Origin of the sequence: Thermococcus sp. PK, from assembly GCF_000430485.1 — an archaeon.
GTDB lineage: Archaea > Methanobacteriota_B > Thermococci > Thermococcales > Thermococcaceae > Thermococcus_A > Thermococcus_A bergensis.
Map to the genome: position 1 here is coordinate 402,186 of NZ_KE387150.1, position 21,692 is coordinate 423,877.

Below are 21,692 nucleotides of genomic sequence, written 5' to 3' on the forward strand. Positions count from 1 at the left end.
TTGGCTATCAAAAAGTCCTTAAACTGGAAGGGCTAATTTCTCAATAGCCGATGAAGAGCGGTTTCGGAGCTGAGATGTGATGTAACCAGCTATCGCTGAGGCTCATATTTATAAGTTCATCTGGTGATCACAACCCGGTGAGGGCGAATGTTTGGAAAACTAAAGGAAAAATTAAGCTCATTCGTGGATAAGGTGGCTCAAACTGAAATAAGCGAAAAAGACGTTGAAAACGCACTCTGGGATCTTGAGCTGGAGCTTTTAGAGGCTGATGTGGCCTTGGAAGTTGTTGAGGAGCTTAAAGAAAAAATAAAACAGAAACTTGTTGGACAGAAGGTTAAGATAGGTACAAACAAAAAGGAGATTGTTGAGAAAGCGGTTAAAGAAGCAGTACTTGAAGTCTTAACGCCTGAAAGGCGCATAGATTTGTTAGAGATGATAAAATCAAAACAGGAAAAGCCGTTCGTGATAGTTTTTGTTGGCTTTAACGGAAGTGGAAAAACCACTACAATAGCTAAGCTTGCCAACTGGCTTAAGAAAAATGGCTTAAGCGTTGTTATAGCCGCTAGCGATACCTTTAGGGCAGGAGCAATAGAGCAGGTAGAGGAACATGCGAAGAGAGTGGGGGTTAAGCTCATTAAACACGGTTACAAATCTGATCCAGCTGCTGTGGCTTACGATGCCATAGAGCATGCAAAAGCGAGAGGAATCGACGTGGTTTTAGTTGATACAGCCGGAAGAAACGAGCTTAACAGAAATCTCATGGATGAAATGAAAAAAATAGTCAGGGTTACAAAGCCGGATCTGGTTATATTCGTAGGAGATGCACTTGCCGGAAATGCAATAATAGAGCAGGCGAGGCAGTTTAATGAGGCGGTTAGGATTGACGGAGTTATTCTAACAAAACTTGACGCAGACGCAAGGGGGGGTGCTGCATTAAGCATAGCCCATGCCATTGGCGCGCCAATACTTTTTGTTGGGGTTGGCCAGGGGTATGGGGATTTAATGCCCTTTGACGAAAAATGGATGCTGGAAAAAATTTTTGGTGAGTGAAAATGCTCTTGTTTTTTAAGACATTTCTTTATGTATTTGTAACCCTTTTTGCAGTGATGAACCCCATTGGAGCTGTCCCAGTGTTTCTTTCTATTGCCCAGCACTGCAGATCTTATGAAGGAATGAGAAGTCTGGCAAAGAGAACATCAGTGGCCGTTTTTATGACCTTGATAACCTTTGCACTCTTAGGAGAGTGGATATTCAAATTTTTTGGCTCCACAATAGATGCATTCGCAATCGCAGGAGGAATTTTGCTCTTCAGAATGGCCTTGGAAATGCTGAGTGGTAGTCTCTCTACTATAAAAATAACCCATGAAGAGGAGGAAGAGGCTGTAAGTTTAAGCGAGATTGCTATAATTCCCTTGGCAATTCCTTTGATTTCTGGTCCGGGTTCAATAACAACTGTGATGATACACATGGCAAAAAGCAGCGACTATTTGGGAAAAATAGTCGTGATTCTTGCGATTTTTGTGGCAAGTCTTTCAGTTTACTTGGTGCTCATGTCCGCAGAAAAAGTGCAGCGGAAACTTGGTAAAGTTGGAATAAGGCTTATTACAAGAATGATGGGGCTTATACTGGCTTCAATGGCTGTTCAACTTGTAATCAACGGAATTAAAGGGGCTTTTGGACTTTAATAGTAACATTTTTAAATTTTTTAGGTAACCCTAATTGTGGGTGAGAAATTGATACTAGCTGAAAACCTAACAATTTACTACGACAACTATAAAGCAGTTGAAGATATCACTTTTAAGCTGGATAGTGGAGAGACCCTTCTTCTGCTGGGTCCAAATGGTGCGGGAAAAACAAGTCTTCTTAGAACGATTGCAGGGCTTCATAAGTCATATACGGGCAAGCTTCTTGTTTTTGGGAAGCCTCCTGCTGAAGTAAAGGATTTAATTTCTTATGTTCCCCAGAGTCATTCTTTAAACGAACGTGTGCCTTTGAAGGCTATTGAAGTAGTTGCAATGGGTGCCCTTTACAAAAGAGGCTTCATCCATTTTAATATCCCGAAATCCGTCTTAAAAGAAGCGGAAGAGGCTTTAGAATTTGTGGGATTAGGTGATATTAAAAACAAAAGGTTTGCAGAACTTAGCGGTGGACAAAAGCAGAGGGTTCTATTGGCCAGAGCACTCGTTTCAAAACCCCAGCTCCTCCTTTTAGACGAGCCGTTGTCTGCCCTGGACCCCAGTGCCAGGGTAGAAGTCGTTTCAGTACTTGCAAAAATAAAGCGCGAGATGGGGTTAACGATGATAATAACAACTCATGATCCTAATCCATTAACGGAAATAGGGGACAAGATAATGCTTATCAATAAAAGACTTATAGCCTTTGGAGCTCCGGAAGAAGTTCTTAGGGATGAAATTATAACCAAAGTCTACGGACCTCTGTCCAAAGCGGTTAGAGTGGGGAAGAGAATGTACTGCTTTATAGGAGACGTTCACCTTCACGGGAGGGGAGAAGTTTGATCCCCGAGTACTTGCTCAGGGCTCTCTTAGGTGGTGTAATAGTCAGCGTTTTACTGGGTATACTGAGTCCCCTGATAAACATGAAGGGTTTAGCTTTTCTTACCCATGCTACTTTCCACTCCTTGCTCTTTGGAGCTGTTTTGGGAATGATACTCGGGCTAATATTTTCAAACTTTTCTCTGGTTCTGTGGGTGGCTCTAATAATCACGATTTTTGTTGTTATCTTAATAGCTCTTCTCGAAAATAGAGGATTCAGCAGTGACACTGCAATAGGAGTAATAGCAAGCTTTATAGCTGGCTCGACAGTATTGGCATTTGGAGTTCTGTACAAGGTTATGGCAAGCAGGCCCTATTTTGCCCTCTCCCAGAGTGTGGTTTCATATTTAACCGGGGAGCTTTTTCTGATAACCCTCAACGACTTGATGTTTTTGGTCTTGGGGGGTGCCGTAATATTCTTTGTCATGCTCGCATTTTACCGTGATTTCCTGTACGTCAGCTTTGATGCTGAGGGAGTTGAGGCTTATTCTGGCAATGCGAGGCTCTACCTTACTCTGCTCTATGTCCTCGTAGGGGCCACTGGTGCGTTGATAGTCAGAACTGTCGGGCTGATAACCCTGCAAGTTGTGGCAGTTCTGCCTGGGACAATAGCCGTGATGCTCAGCAGTGATTTGAGAAAGATTCTCGGGATAAGTTTGGGTTTAACCCTCTCAGTGCAAGTACTCTCTATAGTACTGGCTTACTTAACAGACATCCCTCCAAGTGGAATAGCCACAATAGTGCTGGGACTTGTCTACGGACTCTTGGTTTTAAGGAGGTAAGGGAAATGAAGATGGGAGGAATAGACGAAGCCGGCAGAGGACCTGTTATAGGGCCTCTTGTAATTGCAGCAGTAGTTGTTGATGAATCTCGTATAGGGGAGCTTGAATCTCTGGGAGTTAAGGATTCAAAAAAGCTAACACCCAAAAAAAGAGAGGAGCTTTTTGAAAAGATCGTTAGCATAGTGGATGACTATTTTATTCTCAAACTATCTCCAGAAGAGATAGATAGTAGGGAAGGCACAATGAACGAACTTGAAATCGAAAGCTTTGCCAGAGTGTTAAACTCCCTTAAAGTTAAGCCGGATATCCTCTACATAGATGCTGCAGATGTCAAAGAGGAGCGCTTTGGCGATATCATAGGGGAAAAGCTTTCCTTCTCTCCGAAAATAGTTGCAGAGCATAAAGCCGATGCCAAGTACATTCCAGTTGCGGCTGCGTCAATACTGGCTAAGGTCACCCGCGATAGGGCTATAGAGGGGCTTAAGGAAATCTATGGGGAAATAGGTTCGGGCTATCCAAGCGACCCCGTTACAAGGAAATTCTTGGAGGAATACTACAAGAAACATGGAGAGTTCCCTCCAATAGTCAGAAAAAGCTGGAAAACTCTCAAAAAGATAGAGGAAAAACTGAAAACCAAAAAAGCTCAGCCCACTATTTTGGACTTCTTAAAAAAGCCTTAATCCTTTCGAAGATTTTCTTTATTCTTATTAAAATGCTCTTCACCCACTTCCAGTACATTTCCAGTGATCTCTCGAAATACTCCCACTTTATTATGTCGTATGCCATTACTCCGAGTGTTACCGCTCCCGCGGGAACTAATGGGGTGGCATAAAAGCTGAACTGGGTTTTTCCACCCAAAATCCACTGGAGAGCATAAAAAGCTATTGTGCTCCAGAATATTCCAAAAGGCACCAAAAGCTTTCTTCTTTTTGTCGCAGCATAGGGAATTGCGAATATAAACACCACCATAGAAAGCATCAAAATTGGGTCTGTTGCCGCGAAGATATCGGGGTTGTAGTGGAAAGGAAATGGTTTAAGGCTTATGAACCACTCCCAGAAAGGTGAGGTTGCGGGGTGGTCTCCTTTGTAGCTAAGATGCCATCCAAAGCTTCCGATGAACTCGGAAAGCCATGGGAAGAAGCCTATTGCCTTTATTATCGTAATCTGCGGGAGCAAAAATCCGAAGGCAGGTAAAATGAGTGTCGAGAGGAGTATCTCTTTAACTTTGATTTTGCCCCTTGGGGTTTTTATGAGCAGTATTGGGTATGGAAAAGCACCGTTTAGTTTTGCGGCTGCGGCGAGACCTATGGAAAGACCGCTCGAATTGTATTTCTCAGAAATCAGGAAGTACATGAAAACTGCCGTGAAGAATGCCACGTGTATATCAAGCATCGCAGCAAGGGACGTTGCATACAGGAGGGGTCAAAAGCTGAAAACACAAGCGCTATAAAAGCAGCGAGATAGCTCTTTGAGATTTTGTATGTAGCGAGAAATACGAGAACGTTTATTATCGCATGCTCTATAAGGCCTGGCAAACGCCAGAAGATAGGCTTGTCCTCTATCAGCATTCCAAGCATTATTATATCCTTCGCTAAAAATGGGTGCTCCGTGTTCAGATAGTTTTGGATGTTCTCCTTATCAGGATAGCGGAATCCCTTTACAATTTCAACGCCTTCCAGGATTTTAACTTCTTCTACGAATTTTTCAAGGTTTTCGCGAGGGATTTCATAGTAAACGCCGTCAAAATTGTGATAGGGCTTGTAGTAGGTGTAGTTGTACTTTTTGGCTATTATCTCGATTTTATACTTAATTTCGTCAAAATCGGAGGGCTGGGTCTGGTTTATGGGTATAAATTCAACTCTTATCCCCAGTTTTGAGAGAATTGCGGGAGTTTGGAGGTTTACGTTTCTTGTATAAGGTCGTGTAAATTCGAGCCCGAGAGCAGAAACTTTTACATAGCCCTTAATCATCTCTCCGCTTGCGATTATATTTACCCCTTCCGAATTCGCTGTCTCGTTCACATAATGGAGTTCAACTCCAAGCTTATGGAGGACGTTTCTTGCCGCGGGGACGTACCAAACTTCGTCTCCAATGTAGTCGTACAGCTCAGCACTTGAGGCTTTCTCATATGAGTACCAGAAGGTTCCGATTATTATCGCAGCCACTGCTACAAAATAAAGCTTTTTTCTAAGGTTCATGCTTTCCCCCACCAAATTTCACCTGCCATCTTTAAATTATTTCCCATAAACCTTTAAAAATTGAATGAAAATGGAACAAGGGTGAGAAAATGGAAGAAATGGAAGCGCTTATTGAGCAAACTGTTGATATGATAAAGCGAGGCCTAGATGAGAAGAAAATACGGGCGAGACTTCCGAAAGAGAAGGCTGACGAGATAATCGAGATAGCAAGGGCTAGGATAAGGGCAAAGGATAAGTTCTCAAGGACTGACCTATGGATGGACTTAGAAGGCCTTAGGTATGCCACTCACGAGATTGTGGCTGAATATAGGGCAAAGAGAGTTAAACCAAAAAGCATAGCTGATGTGAGCTGTGGAGTTGGAATCCAGCTGATATTCTTCGCGAAGTATGCCGAAAAAGCCTATGCTATAGACATCGATGAGAAAAAGCTTTTCTACGCAATGAAAAATGCCGAGAAATATGGCGTTAAAGATAAGATAACCTTCATCCACGGGGACAGCTTAAGTAAAGAAGTTGTCGAGCAGGTAGATGCGGATATGATATTCTCTGACCCTGCGAGACCACCCGAGATGCCTGAAAGGAGGCTTGAAGATCTTCTTCCGAGTCCTCTTGAAGTTTATGAGGCCTATAAGCACAAGACCGATGCTTTTATCTTCGACCTTCCCCCCCAGATAAGGAGAGAAAAAGTCCCGTGGAGAGGCGAATTTGAGTACATTGATTTATACGGGGCACTCAACAGACTGACTTTCTACTTTGAGCCATTGGCTAAGGCAGAGCGCTCTGCGGTTATGCTCCCCAAGGGGGCTAGAATCGAAAGCAACCCCAACCTTGAAAACATTGTCGAGTGGAGCAAAGAAGTAAAAGAGTATTTGTACGAAATCCCACAGAGCATTGACTATGCTGACTTGATAAATGAACTTTTCCATGCGGTAAAAGGCAACTTACAGATGCTCATTCGGGAAAAACGCAGAGCAGTTGCGACGAGCGATGAAGAAATTGAGAGTGATTACTTCAAGAGACGCTACATCGTAAGAAAGGTTCTCGACTTCCATCCGGTAAGGATAAACGACTTTCTAAAGAAGGACGGGTATGGTAGGGTTACATTAAAAATCTCGATTCCCGATAAAGATTACTGGCGATTCAGGAGAAGAGTTGAGCAAGGTCTGAAAGGAGAAAAGAGGGCTTACCTATTTAAATTCAAAGACAAAGCAATAATAGCCGAGCCCCTCGATTAATCTTTCTGAATTTCGACTATTTTTGCTCTTTGTATCCTTTTTGAGCCAATTCGGAGGGCCTTAAAATAGTTTATGTGTTCATCGGGTAGAAACAAGTCCAGCTTGGTTGATTTGAGCCTCTTTTTCTTGTGTCTTGTGTTTTCATTTCCACTTCCCAGCTTAATTGAACCGTTTATGAATTCATCAAGTTTTTTCTCCATTGACCCACCCAAGATACTAAGGTTGCTTGGGATATATAGGTTTTTTGGAAGTTTCTCTTGTGCTATTTTGAGTCTTCTGGTATTGGGTTATCAGTGCATAGCTCAAAAATCAAAAGAAATCGTTTTGAACTATATTTTAAGGGAAACGCCGAAATGAAGTAAAGAACACAATGATTGCAGTAACAGTTTTATGGAAATCTTTTTTAATTTGTTTAGACCATTACGATTCACAGTACAAAGAGCGGAGGCAGCGCAATGTGCGGTATAATAGGCTACATCGGAGAGAGAGAAGCTGCTGAAATCTTGGTAGAGGGGCTTAAAAGATTGGAGTACCGAGGATACGACTCAGCTGGGATTGTAACAGAACATGGAGAGCTTTTTATAAAAAAAGGTGCCGGGAGAATAGATGAACTTAAAGAAAAACTCAAACTCTACGAAATGCCCGGCCACAGGGGAATTGGTCACACAAGATGGGCAACACACGGAATTCCCAATGACATTAATGCTCATCCTCATACGGATTGCACTGGAAAAATAGCGGTTGTTCACAACGGGATAATTGAAAACTATCTTGAGCTTAGAAGTGAGCTTGAGAAAAAAGGCCACAAGTTCAAGAGCGACACTGATACAGAAGTGATAGCTCACCTAATTGAGGAGGCCCTAAAGGATTCATCTACATTCGAAGATGCCCTCCGCAAGGCGTTGTTGAAGCTTAGGGGCTCATTTGCCCTCGGAATAATGTATGCAGAAGATAAGGAACACCTCTACTTCGTTAGAAATGAAAGCCCCCTTGTCCTCGGAATTGGAAACGGGGAGATGTTTGCGGCATCTGATATTCCAGCGTTTTTACCTTACACAAATAAAGTTGTGTTTCTGGATGATGGGGAGTATGCAGTGGTTAGCAAAGATGCATTTACAGTGAAAGACCTTAAGACAGGAAAAGAAAAGAAAAAGGAAATTCACGAGATTAACTGGACTCTTGAGATGGCTGAAAAGCAGGGCTATCCCCACTTCATGCTTAAGGAAATCCACGAACAGCCAAAGGCTGTAAAGGAAGCAATTTACGGCAACTTGGAGACAATAGAGCAGGTAGCTAGAGAAATCGCCAAATATGAGAAAATATTTGTTGTGGCTATGGGGACTTCTTATCATGCAGGAATTGTTGCGAAGTATCTCTTCCAGAGGCTGGCAAACAAACCCATCTTTGTGGAGGATGCGAGTGAGTTCAGGTATGAGTTCGAGAACATAGTTGACGAGGATTCCCTTGTAATCGCCATTACTCAAAGTGGAGAAACTGCCGACACTCTGGCGGCAATAAGATTGGCTAAAAAGAAGGGTGCGAAAGTTCTAAGCATCGTTAACGTCGTTGGTAGCATGGCCACCCGGCTGAGCGACCTTGTAATCTACACCCATGCAGGCCCGGAAATAGGGGTGGCAGCAACAAAGACGTACACAACACAGCTTACCGTTTTGACTATGCTTGCAATAGCCCTAGCCAAGATACTCAACACAGTTGATGAGGATTATCTTAAGAAGCTAGAAGCCGAACTTTTGGAACTCCCAAGGTACATTGAGGCTGTGCTTGGATATGAGAACAAGATAAAATCACTTGCTGAGGAGTTGGTAGATAGGAGAGATTTCTTCTACATAGGAAGGGGGATAAGCGTTGCAACAGCTCTTGAGGGTGCTCTAAAGCTTAAGGAAATCAGCTACATCCATGCGGAGGGTCTTTCTGCTGGAGAGCTGAAGCACGGCCCTCTAGCTCTGATTGAAGAAGGTGTTCCAGTTGTTGCAATTGCGCCCAGCGGAAAGACGTTTGACAAAATGGTTTCCAACATACAGGAAGTGAACGCAAGAAAGGGATTTGTAATTGCTCTTGGGGATAACGAGGAGCTGGAAAAAGTCAGCAACGTCTTTTTGAAGATGCCCAAGATAGATGAGCTTTTAAGTCCAATTGTGTATACAGTACCGCTTCAACTGCTCGCCTATTATTTGGCTGTGTTAAGGGGTAACGATCCCGACAAGCCAAGAAATCTGGCAAAATCTGTAACTGTAGAGTGAGGTGGTGGAAATGGTTGGAACAAAAGTTGGGGAAAAAACTAAGAGTGAAAAACCATCCTCTTTAGACTTTTCAAAAATCAGGCTTTACCTTTTTCCAATATTGGTAGTGATTATTGCTTTTATTGGCTACAAGATTAGAGCGGCAACTGGGCAAACGAAGTACTTTATCGATCCAGATACGTTCTATCATTTTGAAATATACAAGCTCGCGATAAAGGAGTGGATTCCCAAATACTACCCCTTGGCTGATGCTCCCTTCGGTTCCCTTATTGGAGAGCCTCTGGGACTTTACATCATTCCTGCGGTGCTTTACAAGATCTTATCTGCTTTCGGACTTGAAGCAATTAGAGTTTTCAAAATGTGGCCTCCGCTTGTTGGGTTTTTCAGTATAATAGGCATCTACCTCCTTGGACGAAAGCTTCACTCTGAATGGGCAGGGCTCTGGGCAGCATTAGCCATGATGTTCTCCATAGCCCACTGGACGAGAACTTTCTCCGGAAATGCCAGAGGTGATGGGCCGTTTTTGATGTTCTTTATCTATGCAGTCTTGTTCATGTTTTACTATCTCGAAGCCACTGAAATTAAGAGAAAAGTCATTTTCGGAGCTTTGTTTGTATTCTCTGGAGTTCTAATGCTCTCAGTGTGGAACGGTTCTCCATTTGGTATCATGGTTCTCTTAGGCTTTGCGAGCTTATATGTGATTGTGGCGTTTATTTTCGGGAAAGTTGAAGACGTCAAGAAGTTCGCCAGGGAATTTTACCCTGCTTACGTTGTAATGCTGCTCCTCGGCTATGCATTAACTCCAAGTGGAATCGTGAAAGTTGGAGGGCACATAAGGTTCGCCTTTGAAGCCTTCCTCGGACTGGCTCTGCTTACGGGAATAATGCTCTATGGAGGCAAATACCTGAACTACTCCGACAAGAAACACAGATTTGGGGTTGTTGCAGTTGTAGTGCTATTGGGCTTTACTGGGGCTTATCTTTACGTTGGTCCAAAGCTATTTTCCCTTATGAGCGGAGCTTACCAATCAACCCAAGTTTACGAAACCGTTCAGGAGCTTGCAAAGACAGAGTGGGAGGATGTGCAGAGATATTACTCAGTAAAGGGAACAGATGGACTATTATTTTTACTCTCGCTTATAGGGATTGCGATAGTTGCTTTTAGACTTTTGAGGTCTCTAACTCAGAACAACGTTGATGCTAAGGCCTTGTTCCTCATTGTGTTCTATGGACTTTCGCTATACCTCATGTGGACAGCGGTGAGGTTTTTATTCCTTGCCTCGGGGGCAGTTTTGCTAACTTTTGGAATTCTTGTGGGAGAGCTCTTTAGAATAGTGGAGAACCTGCAAGAAAAAACTTCAACAAAAGCTCTATACGCCCTCCTGTTAATCATTCTATTCATCCCAATTCCTATAGTCGGAGCAAACACCACATACAATTCGGCAAAAGCCGGAGGGGATGCTGTAACGCCGAGCTGGGAAGAGACTCTCCTATGGCTCAGAGAAAACACAAACGAATATGACACAGCAACTTCTTGGTGGGACTATGGCTACTGGATCGAGAGTTCTCTCCTTGGAAACAGGAGGGCAAGTGCGGATGGAGGTCATGCGAGGGATAGGGACTACATAATAGCAAGGTTCCTTGCTGGGGATGGAAATCAGAGTGAAGTTGACTTTGAGAGCTGGCAGCTTAATTACTTCATTGCGTGGGTTCAGGACTGGGCTAAGTTTAACGCTATAAGCTATCTGGGAGGGGCAATAACAAGATATGAAAGAGACAACAGGGGCATGATACTTCCATTTAATCAAAAAATAGATGATAACGCTTTTTACAGTCCATATGGCATTCAGCTTCAGATAGTGGAACAAGAAGGACAGAAAAAGGTGATAATCTTAGCTGGTAACCAGCAAGGAGAGCCAGTGCAGACAATAATCATGCAAACTGGGGAGGTCATAACAGGTAAAGGGGACTTTCCATACGTGGCGTATGTTTTCCCGAACTATGCGATAGCAGTTTATTACAAGGTGGCAACGAGCAACTTCCTAAAGCTTGCATTCCATGTTCCGGTAAGTATTGAGTCCGATTTTACCCAAAAGCTGCTCTCAAACTTCAGGCTTGTAAAGACCACTGGAGATCTCGCAACCTATGAGTTTGTTCCATTTGGAGTGTATAGAATTGAAGTTTACAAGAATGAGACATGGACACCAGTGTCAAAGCTTATTCCTGGGGAATACAAGGCTAAGCTCTACATATCTGCATTTGGAAGAGACGTTAAAGATGCTATCATAAAGTTTAGGGCTTATGATGGAGATAAACTCGTGAGCGAGCAGGTTATAGCGCAGAACGTTAACATAGACCACCTAAACGAAGCACCAATAGAAGTTGAGCTTAATGTTCCAAACGCTACAAGATACCAGCTTGTCCTTGTGCAGAAAGGCCCCGTTGGGGCTCTTATAGATGCTCCAAAACTAAATGGCAGGCTTGTCAGCCCAATAAGAGTTTTAAACGATGGCCAAAGTGGAGAACTTGAGCTAAAGGCTGGCTTCAGAAAGGATTACTCCAACTTAGAGCTTTACCTTAGGGCTACGGTCATATATCTGGTCAGAACAGAGGGAGAAAGCAGAGACGACCCAAAAGCTGCGTTTGAGCCTCACATGGACATAATCCATTACGAAAAGATTGCCGATGGTCTGAGCACTTCCAGCAGGGAACTTCACTTCGAGGGGCAGGCAAGCTTTCCAGAGGTCATCCAGCCCTATGTAGAGAAGCTTAAGAATGACTATGGGGACAGAGTGGAGATAAGGGGAATAAGAGTCGAGCCGGTCTTTATCACAGACAAAGAATACATTATATATGAGGGCTGATCCCGTTATTGTCTCCTTTTTTGTTTATTTTAAAAGGGGGCGTGTTTAGTTTCACCCCCTGTTATTTAAACAGTATTTGACTCTGAGGAGGATTTTCAGACCATAACACATTACCCCAAGCAGGATTCGGGTTACAGTAGTCTTTTTCAGAAAACAGGGGATCCTACTGCCAAACCACGTTGTAAACGCACCCCAGAACCCCCTCATGAGGATTCCTATGCCTGTACTCTTCTTCAGAAAACACTCTGTCTCTCTTCTTACTCCAAAACACCTGGAGCGTTCTAGTTTTCTTAACAATCGGCCGATAACCCTTTTCCACCACAGTGTTCAGAACTTTCTTTGAATCATAAGCCCCATCAGCATAAAAATTCCCAGAACCCCCCGGCAGGAGTTCAATCAGCTCGTTCTCAGAAGTTGTGATCTTCACAGCAACCGGATACAGTAAAACCCGGCAGGATTCTCGTTATTGCCTGAACTTCTATCCTACCCTTTTTTTATTTGTGATAATGGTTGAGTCTGCTTGAGTGCTGGCGTAGGGTAATTTCTGGAGTTTTTTCAGGAGGTGGTTTGTCAGTTCTTCGAGGTTCAGCTTTTTCTCCCAGTTGTGGAGGGTTGAGTAGTGAATGTTTGCTCCGAAGAATTTTCTGCCGTAGTGCTGGGCGTCTCTGAGGGGTAGGTTGTAGTATTGTTTAAAGAGGAGTATTGCCAGTATTGTTTTTACTGGAAATTTTTTGGATTTTGGCAGGTTCTTCAGCTTTCCTTCTGATTCGAAGTCTGCTAAAACGTCAAGAATTGCGAATGCCACGCTTTCAGGGTCTTTGAGTCTGTGATCCCATCTGGGGATCACGACAACCACCTGAAAGAATTCAGCAAAAACCCTAATAAAGGTTACTATAAACACGCCCTCAAGGTAATTAAGTGATGTCCCGATGATTGGAACAAGAGTGAGCTGAAGGATGATGACCGACTTCTCGCTGAGGGCATTTTACTTTTTAATTTGGTTATTGCTCAAAACTTTCAATACATCAATATACGTTTTTAGACATCAATGTATGGTAAAAATGCTTTTTGAGAGCTCTTCTTCCAGAAATCTTTTTTAGATGTTTTTTGTTTATTAGAAAATGTATGTACATAACCTTTTGTTTAAAAATATCGGTTCTCTAGGCACTTTCATCGAAAAGTTTATATAGGCTATTGCTCAAGTTTGTATCGCCAATCACCTAAATTGGAGGGATGAACATGGTTGAGCAAGACCCATTTGAAATTGCTGTTAAGCAGCTTGAGAGGGCTGCCCAATATATGGATATAAGTGAAGAAGCTCTTGAGTTTTTAAAGAGACCACAAAGAATTGTTGAGGTCAGCATCCCAGTCGAGATGGATGACGGTTCTGTAAAGGTTTTCACAGGATTTAGAGTTCAATACAACTGGGCTCGCGGTCCAACAAAGGGTGGTATCAGGTGGCACCCTGAGGAAACCCTTAGCACCGTCAAGGCTCTGGCTGCTTGGATGACCTGGAAGACAGCTGTTCTTGACCTCCCATACGGCGGAGGTAAGGGTGGAGTTATCTGTAATCCAAAGGAAATGAGCGAGAGAGAGAAGGAGAGGCTTGCAAGAGGATATATCAGGGCTATTTATGATGTTATAAGCCCATACACAGATGTCCCAGCCCCAGACGTTTACACTAACCCACAAATCATGGCTTGGATGATGGATGAATATGAAACCATCTCAAGAAGAAGAGACCCATCCTTCGGTATTATAACCGGTAAGCCACCAAGCGTTGGTGGTATCGTAGCAAGAATGGATGCCACAGCAAGAGGTGCTGCCTTTACAATTAGAGAGGCTGCAAAAGCCCTTGGATGGGACGGCCTCAAGGGCAAGACCATAGCCATCCAAGGTTACGGTAACGCTGGTTACTACCTCCACAAGATAATGAGCGAAGAGTTTGGAATGAAGGTTGTTGCAGTCAGCGACAGCAGGGGCGGCATCTACAACCCAGACGGACTCCCACCAGCTGATGAGGTTCTCAAGTGGAAGAAGGAACACGGCTCTGTCAAGGACATGCCAGGAACCCAAAACATCACAAACGAAGAGCTCCTTGAGCTCGAAGTTGACGTCCTTGCACCATCAGCTATCGAAGAGGTCATTACAAAGAAGAACGCTGACAACATAAAGGCCAAGATCGTTGCTGAAGTTGCAAACGGTCCAACCACACCAGAAGCTGATGAAATCCTCTACGAGAAGGGCATACTCATTATCCCAGACTTCCTCTGTAACGCTGGTGGTGTTACAGTCAGCTACTTCGAGTGGGTACAAAACATAACCGGCGACTACTGGGACACCGAGACCACAAGGGCCAAGCTTGACAAGAAGATGAGCAAGGCATTCTGGGACGTTTACAACACACACAAGGAGAAGAACATCAACATGAGAGACGCCGCTTACGTACTCGCAGTCAGCAGAGTCTACCAAGCAATGAAGGACCGCGGATGGGTCAAGAAGTGATTTTTTCTCCTCATTTTTCTCTTAATTCTTGTTTTAGAAAAAGAGATAAAAATTAGAAATTTCTTGGCTTTTCAATGACTCTTATGTTCATAATGCTTTTGTCCAGTATTCCCTCTCCTCCACCATGGCTTGGATCATTTCATCTTCGTCTTTGAACATGGTTCTCCTTGAGGGATTTTGCATGCCGTAGAACTCCATGAAAGGGCTTGGCCTCTTTTTAAATGGGTAATAGAGATAGATAGCTCCGAGAGTCCTATATGCTTCCGCCATCTCACTTATGACCCCTGCGGAAACGCCTTCAGCGTAGTGATAAACCGCTATAGCCTTGCTTACATCCACTAGATTGAAGTCCCTCTCAACAAGTTGCCTCCTCAAAATGTCTGTGGCTTGTTCTATGTCCTCTCTGTCTAGCTCTTCTATCTCTTCTCCGTCCCAGATGTTCCTAATTTTTATTCTCTGCACCTCTGGATTTTTCTCCACTTGAGCATCATACTCCGCAACAATCCACCAGTCATCAAGCGCTCCGGGGTCTAAAACCGTGAAGTACTTGCTGAGCTTTTCGTAAAACCCTCTAACCCTATGATAGTATTCCTCTTCGTGTCCCGTCATGGGGTAGCTCAGATATACCAGAGGTTTCTCTTTTTCATGGAAAATCAAATCTACAAACGTCTGAGGCGGGTGTCTAATTCCAAAGTGCAGGACGTATCTAACTTGAATTCCCTCTTTGTTAAGCTCATGAACGAGGGTCTTTACGTGGTTTATTGCATCCTCACGCCACATAACAAGGGTAGTAAGCTTGATGTTCTCTTTGTCTTCTCCGAAGCGTTCAAACCACTCCTTGTCGTGAATTATTCTTCTTCTGACGCTTAGAATGTCATCAAGCATTATGATGACCCTACTCGGTCTTAGAAGCTTCAGGTTGCTCAGGGTGAAGCCCAAAACGCTCCCACTTCCCCATCTAAAGAGGGCCGGGGTTGAGACTATATGGAATGCCTTTTCGCTCTTCTCGATTTCGTCTTTTATCCTTTTGAAAGCCTCATCTCGAATGCTGTTCATTAAGTCCGGATGGCTTATTGCAAAGTCTAAAACGTTTTTTCTTGTTATTTTGACGCCTTTTTCTCTTCCGACTTCCTTCAGGTAATCAAACACATGATAATACTGAAAGCTCTCGTTTTTTGCAAGTTTTAATGCGTCTTCCGCATATTCATCTCGCCCATTAAGGGGAGGACCCGTGAGGAGTATTATTTCTTTCATATTTCATCCCTCGCTTTTTGTAATTAGAATTTAGACTCCTCCCCTTTTCAATTTTGTGGATGTTTAAATGAGTTCATGCAAAAATTTTAAAAACATCCCACCTAATAGGACAGTAGAAAATATTTGCAAAAGCTTAGGCTTATAAAGTTATCAAACAAACCACTTGAGGTGATGCTCATGCCAAGGAACGATAAAAACAGAACTTTTGAAGGGGAGGAAGTTATTAGGGTTCCTCTTCCGAAGGACAACCAAGTGTTTGGAATAGTGGAGCAAGCACTGGGTTCAGGCTGGATGGATGTCAGATGCTCAGATGGAAAGGTTAGAAGATGCAGAATACCAGGAAAGCTTAGAAGGAGAATGTGGATTAAGGTGGGAGATGTGGTTATAGTCCAACCATGGGAAGTACAGAGCGACGAGAGGGGAGACATAGTTTATCGTTATACAAGGACCCAAGTTGACTGGCTTATCAGGAAGAACAAGATTACTCAGGACTTCCTTACCGGCGGCTTGACTCTGTGATGGAGTATGAAAATTCAAGACATAGATAGGGAAATAGCACGCATCCTAGGATTAGAAGAACACAGAGAAAAGGATAGTGAGCTCTATAAAGTGTTTAGTGAGGTATTCGATAGGACTACAGTTGATACTCTTTCCTACTTCCACCGAAGGGGAAACATAGAGAAACTGCTCGGTGTGATTTCAACGGGAAAAGAGGCAAATGTGTTCATGGGCATTGATGCCGAGGGCAATCCCATTGCTGTTAAAATCTATCGCACCTATACAACTGAATTTAGGCGAATATGGGAGTATCTGGCAGCGGATCCAAGAATTGGGTATCTGCCGAAAGACATCAGAAAGCTTGTCTTTGTATGGACCAGGAGGGAATTTAAAAATCTCCAGAGGGCCATGAAATACGCTGTTAGGGCCCCGGAGCCAATAACGTTCAGCAATAACGTGCTCATAATGGAGTTTATCGGAGATGAATACCCCGCTCCAAGATTAAAAGACGTGGAAAAAGAGCTCAGCAAAGAAGAATTTGAAGAGCTTTATAACTTTGTCATGGATTCAATTGAAAAGCTCTGGAAAAGGGGAGACATGGTTCATGGTGACCTTAGTGAGTATAACATCCTTATATGGGATAAGCCAGTGATAATTGACTGGTCTCAGGCAACGGTAAAAAGGAATAGGATGGCACTCTCACTGCTTTATCGTGATTTGAGAAACATCATCAATTACTTCGCCAAAAAAGGAGTGAGCGTTGACAACCTTGAGGAGAAGTTTAAGGAACTGACGGGTGATTGATATGGACGAATTTGAAAAGAAGCTGAAAGAGTATGAGTATGTGGACAAGGAGGGAGAACCGGAAAAGTCCTTTGAGATTGAAGAGTTTGAAGCTCTTGGCGAGCAGGAAGAATTCGTGAGGATTCCAAAAGAGAGAATTGGAGTGGTTATTGGGAAAAAGGGCGAGACAAAGAAAAAGATTGAAGAGGCTACAAAAACCAAGATAGAGATAGACAGCCAGACTGGAGAGGTATTCATTACTTCTACAGAAAAAACCGACGATCCTTTGGCAGTATGGAAGGCGAGAGACATTGTGTTGGCCATCGGAAGGGGATTTTCCCCGGAGAGGGCATTTAGGCTGCTTAATGAAGGTGAGATTCTCGAAGTGGTTGACCTGACCGACGTTGTTGTAGGGAACGAGAAGAATGCACTTCCGAGAGTTAGGGGGAGAATAATCGGTAGAAAAGGCAGGACGAGAGAGATAATCGAAGAAATGAGCGGAGCAGATATAAGCGTCTACGGGAAGACTGTTGCCATCATTGGAAATCCAATCCAAGTTCAAATAGCTAAAACTGCAGTTGAAAAACTTGCAAAAGGTTCTCCACACGGAACCGTTTACAAATACCTTGAAAGAAGGAAGAAGGATTTAGAACTTGAAGGAGGCATGTACTATGGCAAATTCTGAAGCAAACAAGCTTTTTAAAGAATTTAAAATCCAGAGCGTCAGTGAGTTCTTTAGAAGAAATGCTGCAATGCTTGGTTATACCGGAAAAGTGCGCTCCTTTACAACCATTATTCACGAGGCTGTAACAAACTCTCTGGACGCTTGTGAAGAAGCTGGCATCCTGCCTTACGTTAGAGTCGAGATAGAAGAACTTGGAAATGAGCACTATAAAATAATCGTCGAGGACAACGGCCCTGGAATTCCAGAAAAGTTCATAGCACACGTCTTTGGTAAAATGCTTGCCGGTACAAAGGCCCACAGAAACATTCAAAGCAGAGGGCAGCAGGGTATTGGTATTAGCGGTGCTGTAATGTTTGCTCAAATCACCAGTGGAAAAGCTACCAGAGTTATAACCTCCACTGGTGGTGATGAGATAATAGAAGCTTGGGTCGGCATAGATGTGGAAAAAAACGAAGGAAAAATTTTCAAAAAGATAAAGCACCCCAACCCTACAGGATGGAGAGGAACGAGAATAGAAATGGAAGTTAAGGAAGTTCGTTACATCCGCTCCAAGCAGGGCCCTTACTGGTATCTTAAGCTCACCGCTATAGCCAATCCTCATGCTCATATTGAACTTATAGAACCAGATGGAAAGCTGATAGTCTTCCCAAGGAGCAGTGAAGAAATTCCAGAGCCACCGGAGGAAATGAAGCCACATCCAAAGGGAGTAATGACGGATGACATTTACAGGATGGCCAGGAGGACATCAAGGACAACAGTGAGAACGTTCCTTATAGGCGAGTTTTCGAGAATAAGTGACAAAAAGGTAGAGGAGCTTGTGAAGTACATCGCGGCATTGAGGCTTATAAAGGAAGAGGAGGAGCAGAGAGTTAGAGAGCAACTCCTAAAGAGGCTCGCCGAAGGGGAGGTCGATAAAGTACTCGCAAGTTTTGGAAAGAAAGGCAAAAATGCCCTCAAGGAAGCCGAGAAACTCATGGAAAAGCCTCCTGAAAAGCTCACTTGGCACGAAGCTGAAGAGATTGTAGAGGCATTTAAGTACATGACTTTCTTGGCCCCACCCACCCATGGATTGAGGCCAATTGGAGAGGAAAACATAGAAAAAGGACTTTCGGGCATTTTAAAGCCAGAGTTCGTAACTGCCGTAACGAGACCTCCCAAAGTCTACCGCGGGGGGATTCCTTTCCAGGTAGAGGTGGGTCTAGCCTTTGGGGGAGAGCTAAGCAGTGGCTTTGACGTTCTTAGGTATGCTAACAGAGTTCCTCTGCTCTTTGATGCGGGTTCGTGTGTTATAACTTCAGCAGCAAGAAGCATTGACTGGAAGAGATACAGGGTGGATGATCTCGAAAGAACGCCGCTGGTGCTTTTGGTTAATGTGGTCAGCGTGCACGTCCCCTACACTTCTACAGGAAAGCAGAGTATTGCCAGTGAAGATGAAATATATGAAGAAATAAGACTCGCCATAATGGAAATCGCTAGAAGGCTTGCCAAATATCTCGGAGGAAAACACCGCAAGCTCTACCAGGTGAAAAGAAGGAAGATATTTGAGAAGTATGTCCCTGAGGTAAGTAGGGCCTTAAGCATCCTAACTGGAGAGCCTGAAGACACGATAAAGAACCTCCTAATAAAGATGATTGAGAAGAAATTTGAAACAGTAGAAGAAAACAAGGCGGAGGCTGATGGAAATGCTTAAACGTGAGAGGCCCAAGGAACGCTTCAGCTACGACCCAAGAAAGGTCCTTCAGAAACTCGAGGAATTTGGAAAAGAAATCCTTGAAGAACTAAAAGCTGGCAGGAACCCCTTCATAGATGTTCCCACCAGAGGTCTCAGCAACGTTTACTTCGACGAAAAAGACCGCGTGATTAAGATGGGTGACAAGACTTCAAGGAGATATCTCTTTAACGTTGCCCATGCGAGAAAATTCATGCAGACGCTCTTGATAGCGGCTTATATAAAGAGGTTAGTTGCCGAGGGCAAACACGCGAGCTTGAGAGAAGCCTATTATGCAAACAAACACACCATTCCCGGCACACATGAAAATACCTTCGAAGACCAGAGCGAAAGCGATCCTATAATAGAGGATCTGGAGAGAATGTTCGGAGTTTTGAGAGAGGAAATGCACATAACTGCAGACAGAAGAGGATACATTTACGGGGACATAGTCATTAAAGATGGCGAAGACGAGTTCAACGCTTCAAAGCTTGGTATGGGTGGATGGGCAGTTCCTGGAACAGTGGAGCACATAGAGTTCCCGGAAATCAATGTGGATTACGTCCTTGTAGTAGAAACCGCCGCTATGGCCGATAGGCTTATAGAAGAAAAGTATCCGAAGAAGGAGAAAGCCTTAATAGTGGCAACTCAAGGTCAGGCTTCAAGAGGTGTTAGAAGACTTATACACAGGCTCCACTACGAGGAAGGTTTGCCAATCATCGTCTTTACTGATGGTGACCCCTACGGATGGTATATATACTCTACAATCAAGCAGGGCTCAATAAATCTCGCTTACCTCAGCGAAAAGCTTGCAACGCCAGAGGCAAAATTCGTTGGTATGACGATGGACGATATTAAAAAATACGGTCTCGAAAACGTTACAGAAAAGCTCAAGGGAATCCCACCGAACAAGAAAGGCGGTCCAACGGGAGATTACAAGCGTATCATAGAGGAGATGAACTACCCATGGTTCCAGAACAAGGAGTGGCAGAGACAGCTTAAGTTGGCTCTCAAATGGGGAGTAAGGATTGAACAGCAGGCTCTGGCAAACAAGAGTTTGGAGTTCGTTGCGAAGAAATACCTCCCCGAAAAAATTGCCAACGAGGAGCTCCTGCCATGACGACAACTGAAGAGCTTATAGCTCAGATAAATAGGGTTTTGGACGACATAAAAACAAACATGAACAGGTTATTTGAGAATTTTGACCCTCTTTATTTAGCTTTTAATTTAAACCGCAATCTTGCCTTTCTTAGAGACCTGGAAGATGAACTTTCCCGCAGAGTTGGTGAAACGCTCTCTTATGCAACATCAAGTAAAAAGGAAGTAGACCCACATATTAGAAGAATTCTGTTAAGAAATCACTACCGCATGCTAACCCTCGAGCGGCTTAGAACAGCGATAACCGCCCATAAGATGGCTCTTGCCACAATTGAATCCAACTATACCTTCTACAAGGGGAAGAAAGTCATCGAGATTAAGGACATTACCAACAAAGAGGACCTTGATTCAATGAAAGTGTCTGAAAAGCCCATTAAACTTGGGAGGATAGAAATACTGCCATATCTGGCTTATTCGGGGGATGTCCTTAGGATTCTAAGTCAGAAAGACACCAAGACCAGAGATACATTTAAGGAAATAAAATCCAAGCTCAAAGAAAAAGGACAGGTGCAAAGAAAGGGAATGAGGATAGAGGTAGAGTACTGGCAGGGCGGGCGGTTAAAGAAGGAGAAAGTCGAGCTTCCGCTGGACGCAGATGTGGACAGAGAACTCAAGAAGCGCTTTGGCCAGAAGTTCAGATGGAGGCTCTTAACCTACGTGAAAACCAAGGGGGTTCTTATAAACAGCCACTACACCATAGATAATTTGGCGCTTGCCTATGCTTCTCTCTATCCAGAAGAGGGAGCTAAAATCCTTGCCCTCGATTTGTTCAGGTATTATTACCTAACCTCTGAAAAAGAAAGAGAGACAATCGGCTTATATCCTCAGCTAAGGCCGTGTATAGATTGTCACTACTCAATTTTTGATCTGCCGTTTATGGATGAGCCCGGGTTCCGTACCGGATTTGGCAGCATGCTTCTCATTAGAAAATGCGAGGCTGAAACCCTTTTAAGCGGGAGAAGGAGCGAGATTTCAAACATTCCAAACTACCTTTTGGGCGGAGTTATCCTTTATGGTGTTAGCCCGTTCGATGAGAAAAAAGTCAGCGAGCTACTTGGGATAAATGAAGAGGAGCTTAAGGAGGCTATCGAAAAATTCGTACTTTCTGGCCTGCATATGAGTCTGTTTGAGGATACAAGCAAATTTGAGAGGTTTATGCCGAAGAGTGATAAAGCAAAGCAATTTTTGGAGCTTCTCCAAGGGTGAGGGG

At 43.6% G+C, this 21,692-nt stretch carries 22 protein-coding genes; 15 read left to right on the top strand and 7 right to left on the bottom strand.

Features of this window, described 5'->3' with window-relative positions:
- The first annotated feature begins 147 nt into the window (after window positions 1-147).
- The 5 genes from ftsY to rnhB are packed head-to-tail and all read left to right on the top strand — an operon-like array spanning window position 148 to window position 4,014.
- Window positions 148-1,050, top strand: coding sequence for a signal recognition particle-docking protein FtsY (gene ftsY, locus THEPK_RS10420; RefSeq protein ID WP_042701632.1), 903 nt, complete (start codon window positions 148-150; stop codon window positions 1,048-1,050).
- A 2-nt stretch (window positions 1,051-1,052) separates the two neighbouring features.
- Window positions 1,053-1,685 (top strand): neutral amino acid NAAT transporter SnatA, encoded by a 633-nt coding sequence (gene snatA / locus THEPK_RS10425; RefSeq protein ID WP_042701635.1) that lies wholly within the window; start codon window positions 1,053-1,055, stop codon window positions 1,683-1,685.
- 48 nt (window positions 1,686-1,733) lie between these two features.
- A complete protein-coding gene (locus THEPK_RS10430; protein WP_042701638.1) occupies window positions 1,734-2,516 on the top strand; it encodes a metal ABC transporter ATP-binding protein in 783 nt (260 codons plus the stop codon).
- A complete protein-coding gene (locus THEPK_RS10435) occupies window positions 2,513-3,334 on the top strand; it encodes a metal ABC transporter permease (RefSeq protein WP_042701642.1) in 822 nt (273 codons plus the stop codon). Before THEPK_RS10430 ends, THEPK_RS10435 begins: the two co-directional genes overlap by 4 nt.
- Window positions 3,335-3,339: 5 nt before the next feature.
- Window positions 3,340-4,014: a ribonuclease HII gene (gene rnhB / locus THEPK_RS10440; RefSeq protein ID WP_042701645.1), complete on the top strand. Its 675-nt coding sequence runs from the start codon at window positions 3,340-3,342 to the stop codon at window positions 4,012-4,014.
- Here the strand turns inward: rnhB and THEPK_RS13750 are convergent.
- Both THEPK_RS13750 and THEPK_RS13755 read right to left on the bottom strand, forming a co-directional pair.
- Window positions 3,986-4,726 (bottom strand): hypothetical protein, encoded by a 741-nt coding sequence (locus THEPK_RS13750; protein WP_342764012.1) that lies wholly within the window; start codon window positions 4,724-4,726, stop codon window positions 3,986-3,988. The two genes, rnhB and THEPK_RS13750, sit on opposite strands and share 29 nt — an antisense overlap.
- Window positions 4,675-5,532, bottom strand: a complete 858-nt coding sequence (locus THEPK_RS13755; protein WP_342764013.1) for a hypothetical protein — start codon at window positions 5,530-5,532, stop codon at window positions 4,675-4,677. Before THEPK_RS13755 ends, THEPK_RS13750 begins: the two co-directional genes overlap by 52 nt.
- Before the next feature lie 98 nt (window positions 5,533-5,630).
- Between THEPK_RS13755 and THEPK_RS10450 the strand changes: the two genes are divergently transcribed.
- Entirely contained in the window at window positions 5,631-6,767 is a 1,137-nt protein-coding gene (locus THEPK_RS10450) for a methyltransferase domain-containing protein (protein ID WP_042702287.1), read from the top strand.
- Here THEPK_RS10450 and THEPK_RS10455 read toward each other — a convergent pair.
- Window positions 6,764-6,967 (bottom strand): PCNA-inhibitor, encoded by a 204-nt coding sequence (locus tag THEPK_RS10455; protein WP_042701648.1) that lies wholly within the window; start codon window positions 6,965-6,967, stop codon window positions 6,764-6,766. The two genes, THEPK_RS10450 and THEPK_RS10455, sit on opposite strands and share 4 nt — an antisense overlap.
- Window positions 6,968-7,222: 255 nt before the next feature.
- Between THEPK_RS10455 and glmS the strand changes: the two genes are divergently transcribed.
- Together glmS and THEPK_RS10465 are read left to right on the top strand one after the other, a co-directional pair.
- Complete coding sequence (gene glmS / locus THEPK_RS10460; protein ID WP_042701651.1) at window positions 7,223-9,028, top strand: glutamine--fructose-6-phosphate transaminase (isomerizing); 1,806 nt, start codon at window positions 7,223-7,225, stop codon at window positions 9,026-9,028.
- 10 nt (window positions 9,029-9,038) lie between these two features.
- Window positions 9,039-11,891: a glycosyltransferase family 39 protein gene (locus THEPK_RS10465; RefSeq protein WP_042701653.1), complete on the top strand. Its 2,853-nt coding sequence runs from the start codon at window positions 9,039-9,041 to the stop codon at window positions 11,889-11,891.
- A gap of 51 nt (window positions 11,892-11,942) precedes the next feature.
- On the opposite strand, the gene THEPK_RS13220 is transcribed toward THEPK_RS10465, so the two are convergent.
- Genes THEPK_RS13220 through THEPK_RS10475 form a run of 3 tightly spaced genes read right to left on the bottom strand, consistent with a single transcriptional unit; the run spans window position 11,943 to window position 12,792 of the window.
- Window positions 11,943-12,098, bottom strand: a complete 156-nt coding sequence (locus THEPK_RS13220) for a hypothetical protein (RefSeq protein ID WP_156882188.1) — start codon at window positions 12,096-12,098, stop codon at window positions 11,943-11,945.
- A complete protein-coding gene (locus THEPK_RS10470) occupies window positions 12,055-12,318 on the bottom strand; it encodes a hypothetical protein (protein WP_042701655.1) in 264 nt (87 codons plus the stop codon). Before THEPK_RS10470 ends, THEPK_RS13220 begins: the two co-directional genes overlap by 44 nt.
- 51 nt (window positions 12,319-12,369) lie before the next feature.
- The gene (locus THEPK_RS10475) at window positions 12,370-12,792 is read right to left on the bottom strand and encodes a hypothetical protein (protein ID WP_042697966.1); all 423 of its coding nucleotides are present in this window, start codon (window positions 12,790-12,792) and stop codon (window positions 12,370-12,372) included.
- A gap of 338 nt (window positions 12,793-13,130) precedes the next feature.
- On the opposite strand from THEPK_RS10475, the gene gdhA reads away from it, so the two are divergent.
- Window positions 13,131-14,396 carry a glutamate dehydrogenase gene (gdhA, locus tag THEPK_RS10480; RefSeq protein ID WP_042701657.1) on the top strand — a complete coding sequence of 422 codons (1,266 nt, stop codon included), beginning with the start codon at window positions 13,131-13,133 and terminating at the stop codon, window positions 14,394-14,396.
- Between the two features lie 87 nt (window positions 14,397-14,483).
- Here the strand turns inward: gdhA and THEPK_RS10485 are convergent, their stop codons facing one another.
- On the bottom strand, window positions 14,484-15,650 hold the full coding sequence (locus THEPK_RS10485) for a hypothetical protein (RefSeq protein ID WP_042701661.1): 1,167 nt from the start codon (window positions 15,648-15,650) through the stop codon (window positions 14,484-14,486).
- A 171-nt stretch (window positions 15,651-15,821) separates the two neighbouring features.
- Between THEPK_RS10485 and eif1A the strand changes: the two genes are divergently transcribed.
- From eif1A to THEPK_RS10515, 6 genes are read left to right on the top strand one after another with little or no spacing between them, the layout of a single operon-like run.
- Window positions 15,822-16,169, top strand: a complete 348-nt coding sequence (eif1A, locus tag THEPK_RS10490; RefSeq protein WP_042702289.1) for a translation initiation factor eIF-1A — start codon at window positions 15,822-15,824, stop codon at window positions 16,167-16,169.
- Between the two features lie 6 nt (window positions 16,170-16,175).
- A complete protein-coding gene (locus THEPK_RS10495) occupies window positions 16,176-16,952 on the top strand; it encodes a serine protein kinase RIO (RefSeq protein ID WP_198011320.1) in 777 nt (258 codons plus the stop codon).
- A gap of 1 nt (window position 16,953) precedes the next feature.
- The gene (locus THEPK_RS10500) at window positions 16,954-17,616 is read left to right on the top strand and encodes a KH domain-containing protein (protein WP_042701664.1); all 663 of its coding nucleotides are present in this window, start codon (window positions 16,954-16,956) and stop codon (window positions 17,614-17,616) included.
- Window positions 17,603-19,306, top strand: a complete 1,704-nt coding sequence (top6B, locus tag THEPK_RS10505; protein ID WP_042701666.1) for a DNA topoisomerase VI subunit B — start codon at window positions 17,603-17,605, stop codon at window positions 19,304-19,306. The genes THEPK_RS10500 and top6B overlap by 14 nt, the downstream gene beginning before the upstream one ends.
- Window positions 19,299-20,444, top strand: coding sequence for a DNA topoisomerase IV subunit A (locus THEPK_RS10510; protein ID WP_042702294.1), 1,146 nt, complete (start codon window positions 19,299-19,301; stop codon window positions 20,442-20,444). The genes top6B and THEPK_RS10510 overlap by 8 nt, the downstream gene beginning before the upstream one ends.
- Window positions 20,441-21,688 (top strand): DUF530 family protein, encoded by a 1,248-nt coding sequence (locus tag THEPK_RS10515; protein WP_042701668.1) that lies wholly within the window; start codon window positions 20,441-20,443, stop codon window positions 21,686-21,688. Before THEPK_RS10510 ends, THEPK_RS10515 begins: the two co-directional genes overlap by 4 nt.
- The last annotated feature ends 4 nt before the right edge of the window (window positions 21,689-21,692 follow it).

Excerpts from the sequence above, each read along its gene's own strand:
- ftsY (WP_042701632.1), top strand. The coding sequence starts at position 148 with ATGTTTGGAAAACTAAAGGAAAAATTAAGCTCATTCGTGGATAAGGTG.
- snatA (WP_042701635.1), top strand. The coding sequence starts at position 1,053 with ATGCTCTTGTTTTTTAAGACATTTCTTTATGTATTTGTAACCCTTTTT.
- rnhB (WP_042701645.1), top strand. The coding sequence starts at position 3,340 with ATGAAGATGGGAGGAATAGACGAAGCCGGCAGAGGACCTGTTATAGGG.
- THEPK_RS13750 (WP_342764012.1), bottom strand. The coding sequence starts at position 4,726 with ATGCTTGATATACACGTGGCATTCTTCACGGCAGTTTTCATGTACTTC.
- THEPK_RS13755 (WP_342764013.1), bottom strand. The coding sequence starts at position 5,532 with ATGAACCTTAGAAAAAAGCTTTATTTTGTAGCAGTGGCTGCGATAATA.
- THEPK_RS10450 (WP_042702287.1), top strand. The coding sequence starts at position 5,631 with ATGGAAGCGCTTATTGAGCAAACTGTTGATATGATAAAGCGAGGCCTA.
- THEPK_RS10455 (WP_042701648.1), bottom strand. The coding sequence starts at position 6,967 with ATGGAGAAAAAACTTGATGAATTCATAAACGGTTCAATTAAGCTGGGA.
- glmS (WP_042701651.1), top strand. The coding sequence starts at position 7,223 with ATGTGCGGTATAATAGGCTACATCGGAGAGAGAGAAGCTGCTGAAATC.
- THEPK_RS10465 (WP_042701653.1), top strand. The coding sequence starts at position 9,039 with ATGGTTGGAACAAAAGTTGGGGAAAAAACTAAGAGTGAAAAACCATCC.
- THEPK_RS13220 (WP_156882188.1), bottom strand. The coding sequence starts at position 12,098 with ATGAGGGGGTTCTGGGGTGCGTTTACAACGTGGTTTGGCAGTAGGATC.
- gdhA (WP_042701657.1), top strand. The coding sequence starts at position 13,131 with ATGGTTGAGCAAGACCCATTTGAAATTGCTGTTAAGCAGCTTGAGAGG.
- THEPK_RS10485 (WP_042701661.1), bottom strand. The coding sequence starts at position 15,650 with ATGAAAGAAATAATACTCCTCACGGGTCCTCCCCTTAATGGGCGAGAT.
- eif1A (WP_042702289.1), top strand. The coding sequence starts at position 15,822 with ATGCTCATGCCAAGGAACGATAAAAACAGAACTTTTGAAGGGGAGGAA.
- THEPK_RS10495 (WP_198011320.1), top strand. The coding sequence starts at position 16,176 with ATGAAAATTCAAGACATAGATAGGGAAATAGCACGCATCCTAGGATTA.
- THEPK_RS10500 (WP_042701664.1), top strand. The coding sequence starts at position 16,954 with ATGGACGAATTTGAAAAGAAGCTGAAAGAGTATGAGTATGTGGACAAG.
- top6B (WP_042701666.1), top strand. The coding sequence starts at position 17,603 with ATGGCAAATTCTGAAGCAAACAAGCTTTTTAAAGAATTTAAAATCCAG.
- THEPK_RS10510 (WP_042702294.1), top strand. The coding sequence starts at position 19,299 with ATGCTTAAACGTGAGAGGCCCAAGGAACGCTTCAGCTACGACCCAAGA.
- THEPK_RS10515 (WP_042701668.1), top strand. The coding sequence starts at position 20,441 with ATGACGACAACTGAAGAGCTTATAGCTCAGATAAATAGGGTTTTGGAC.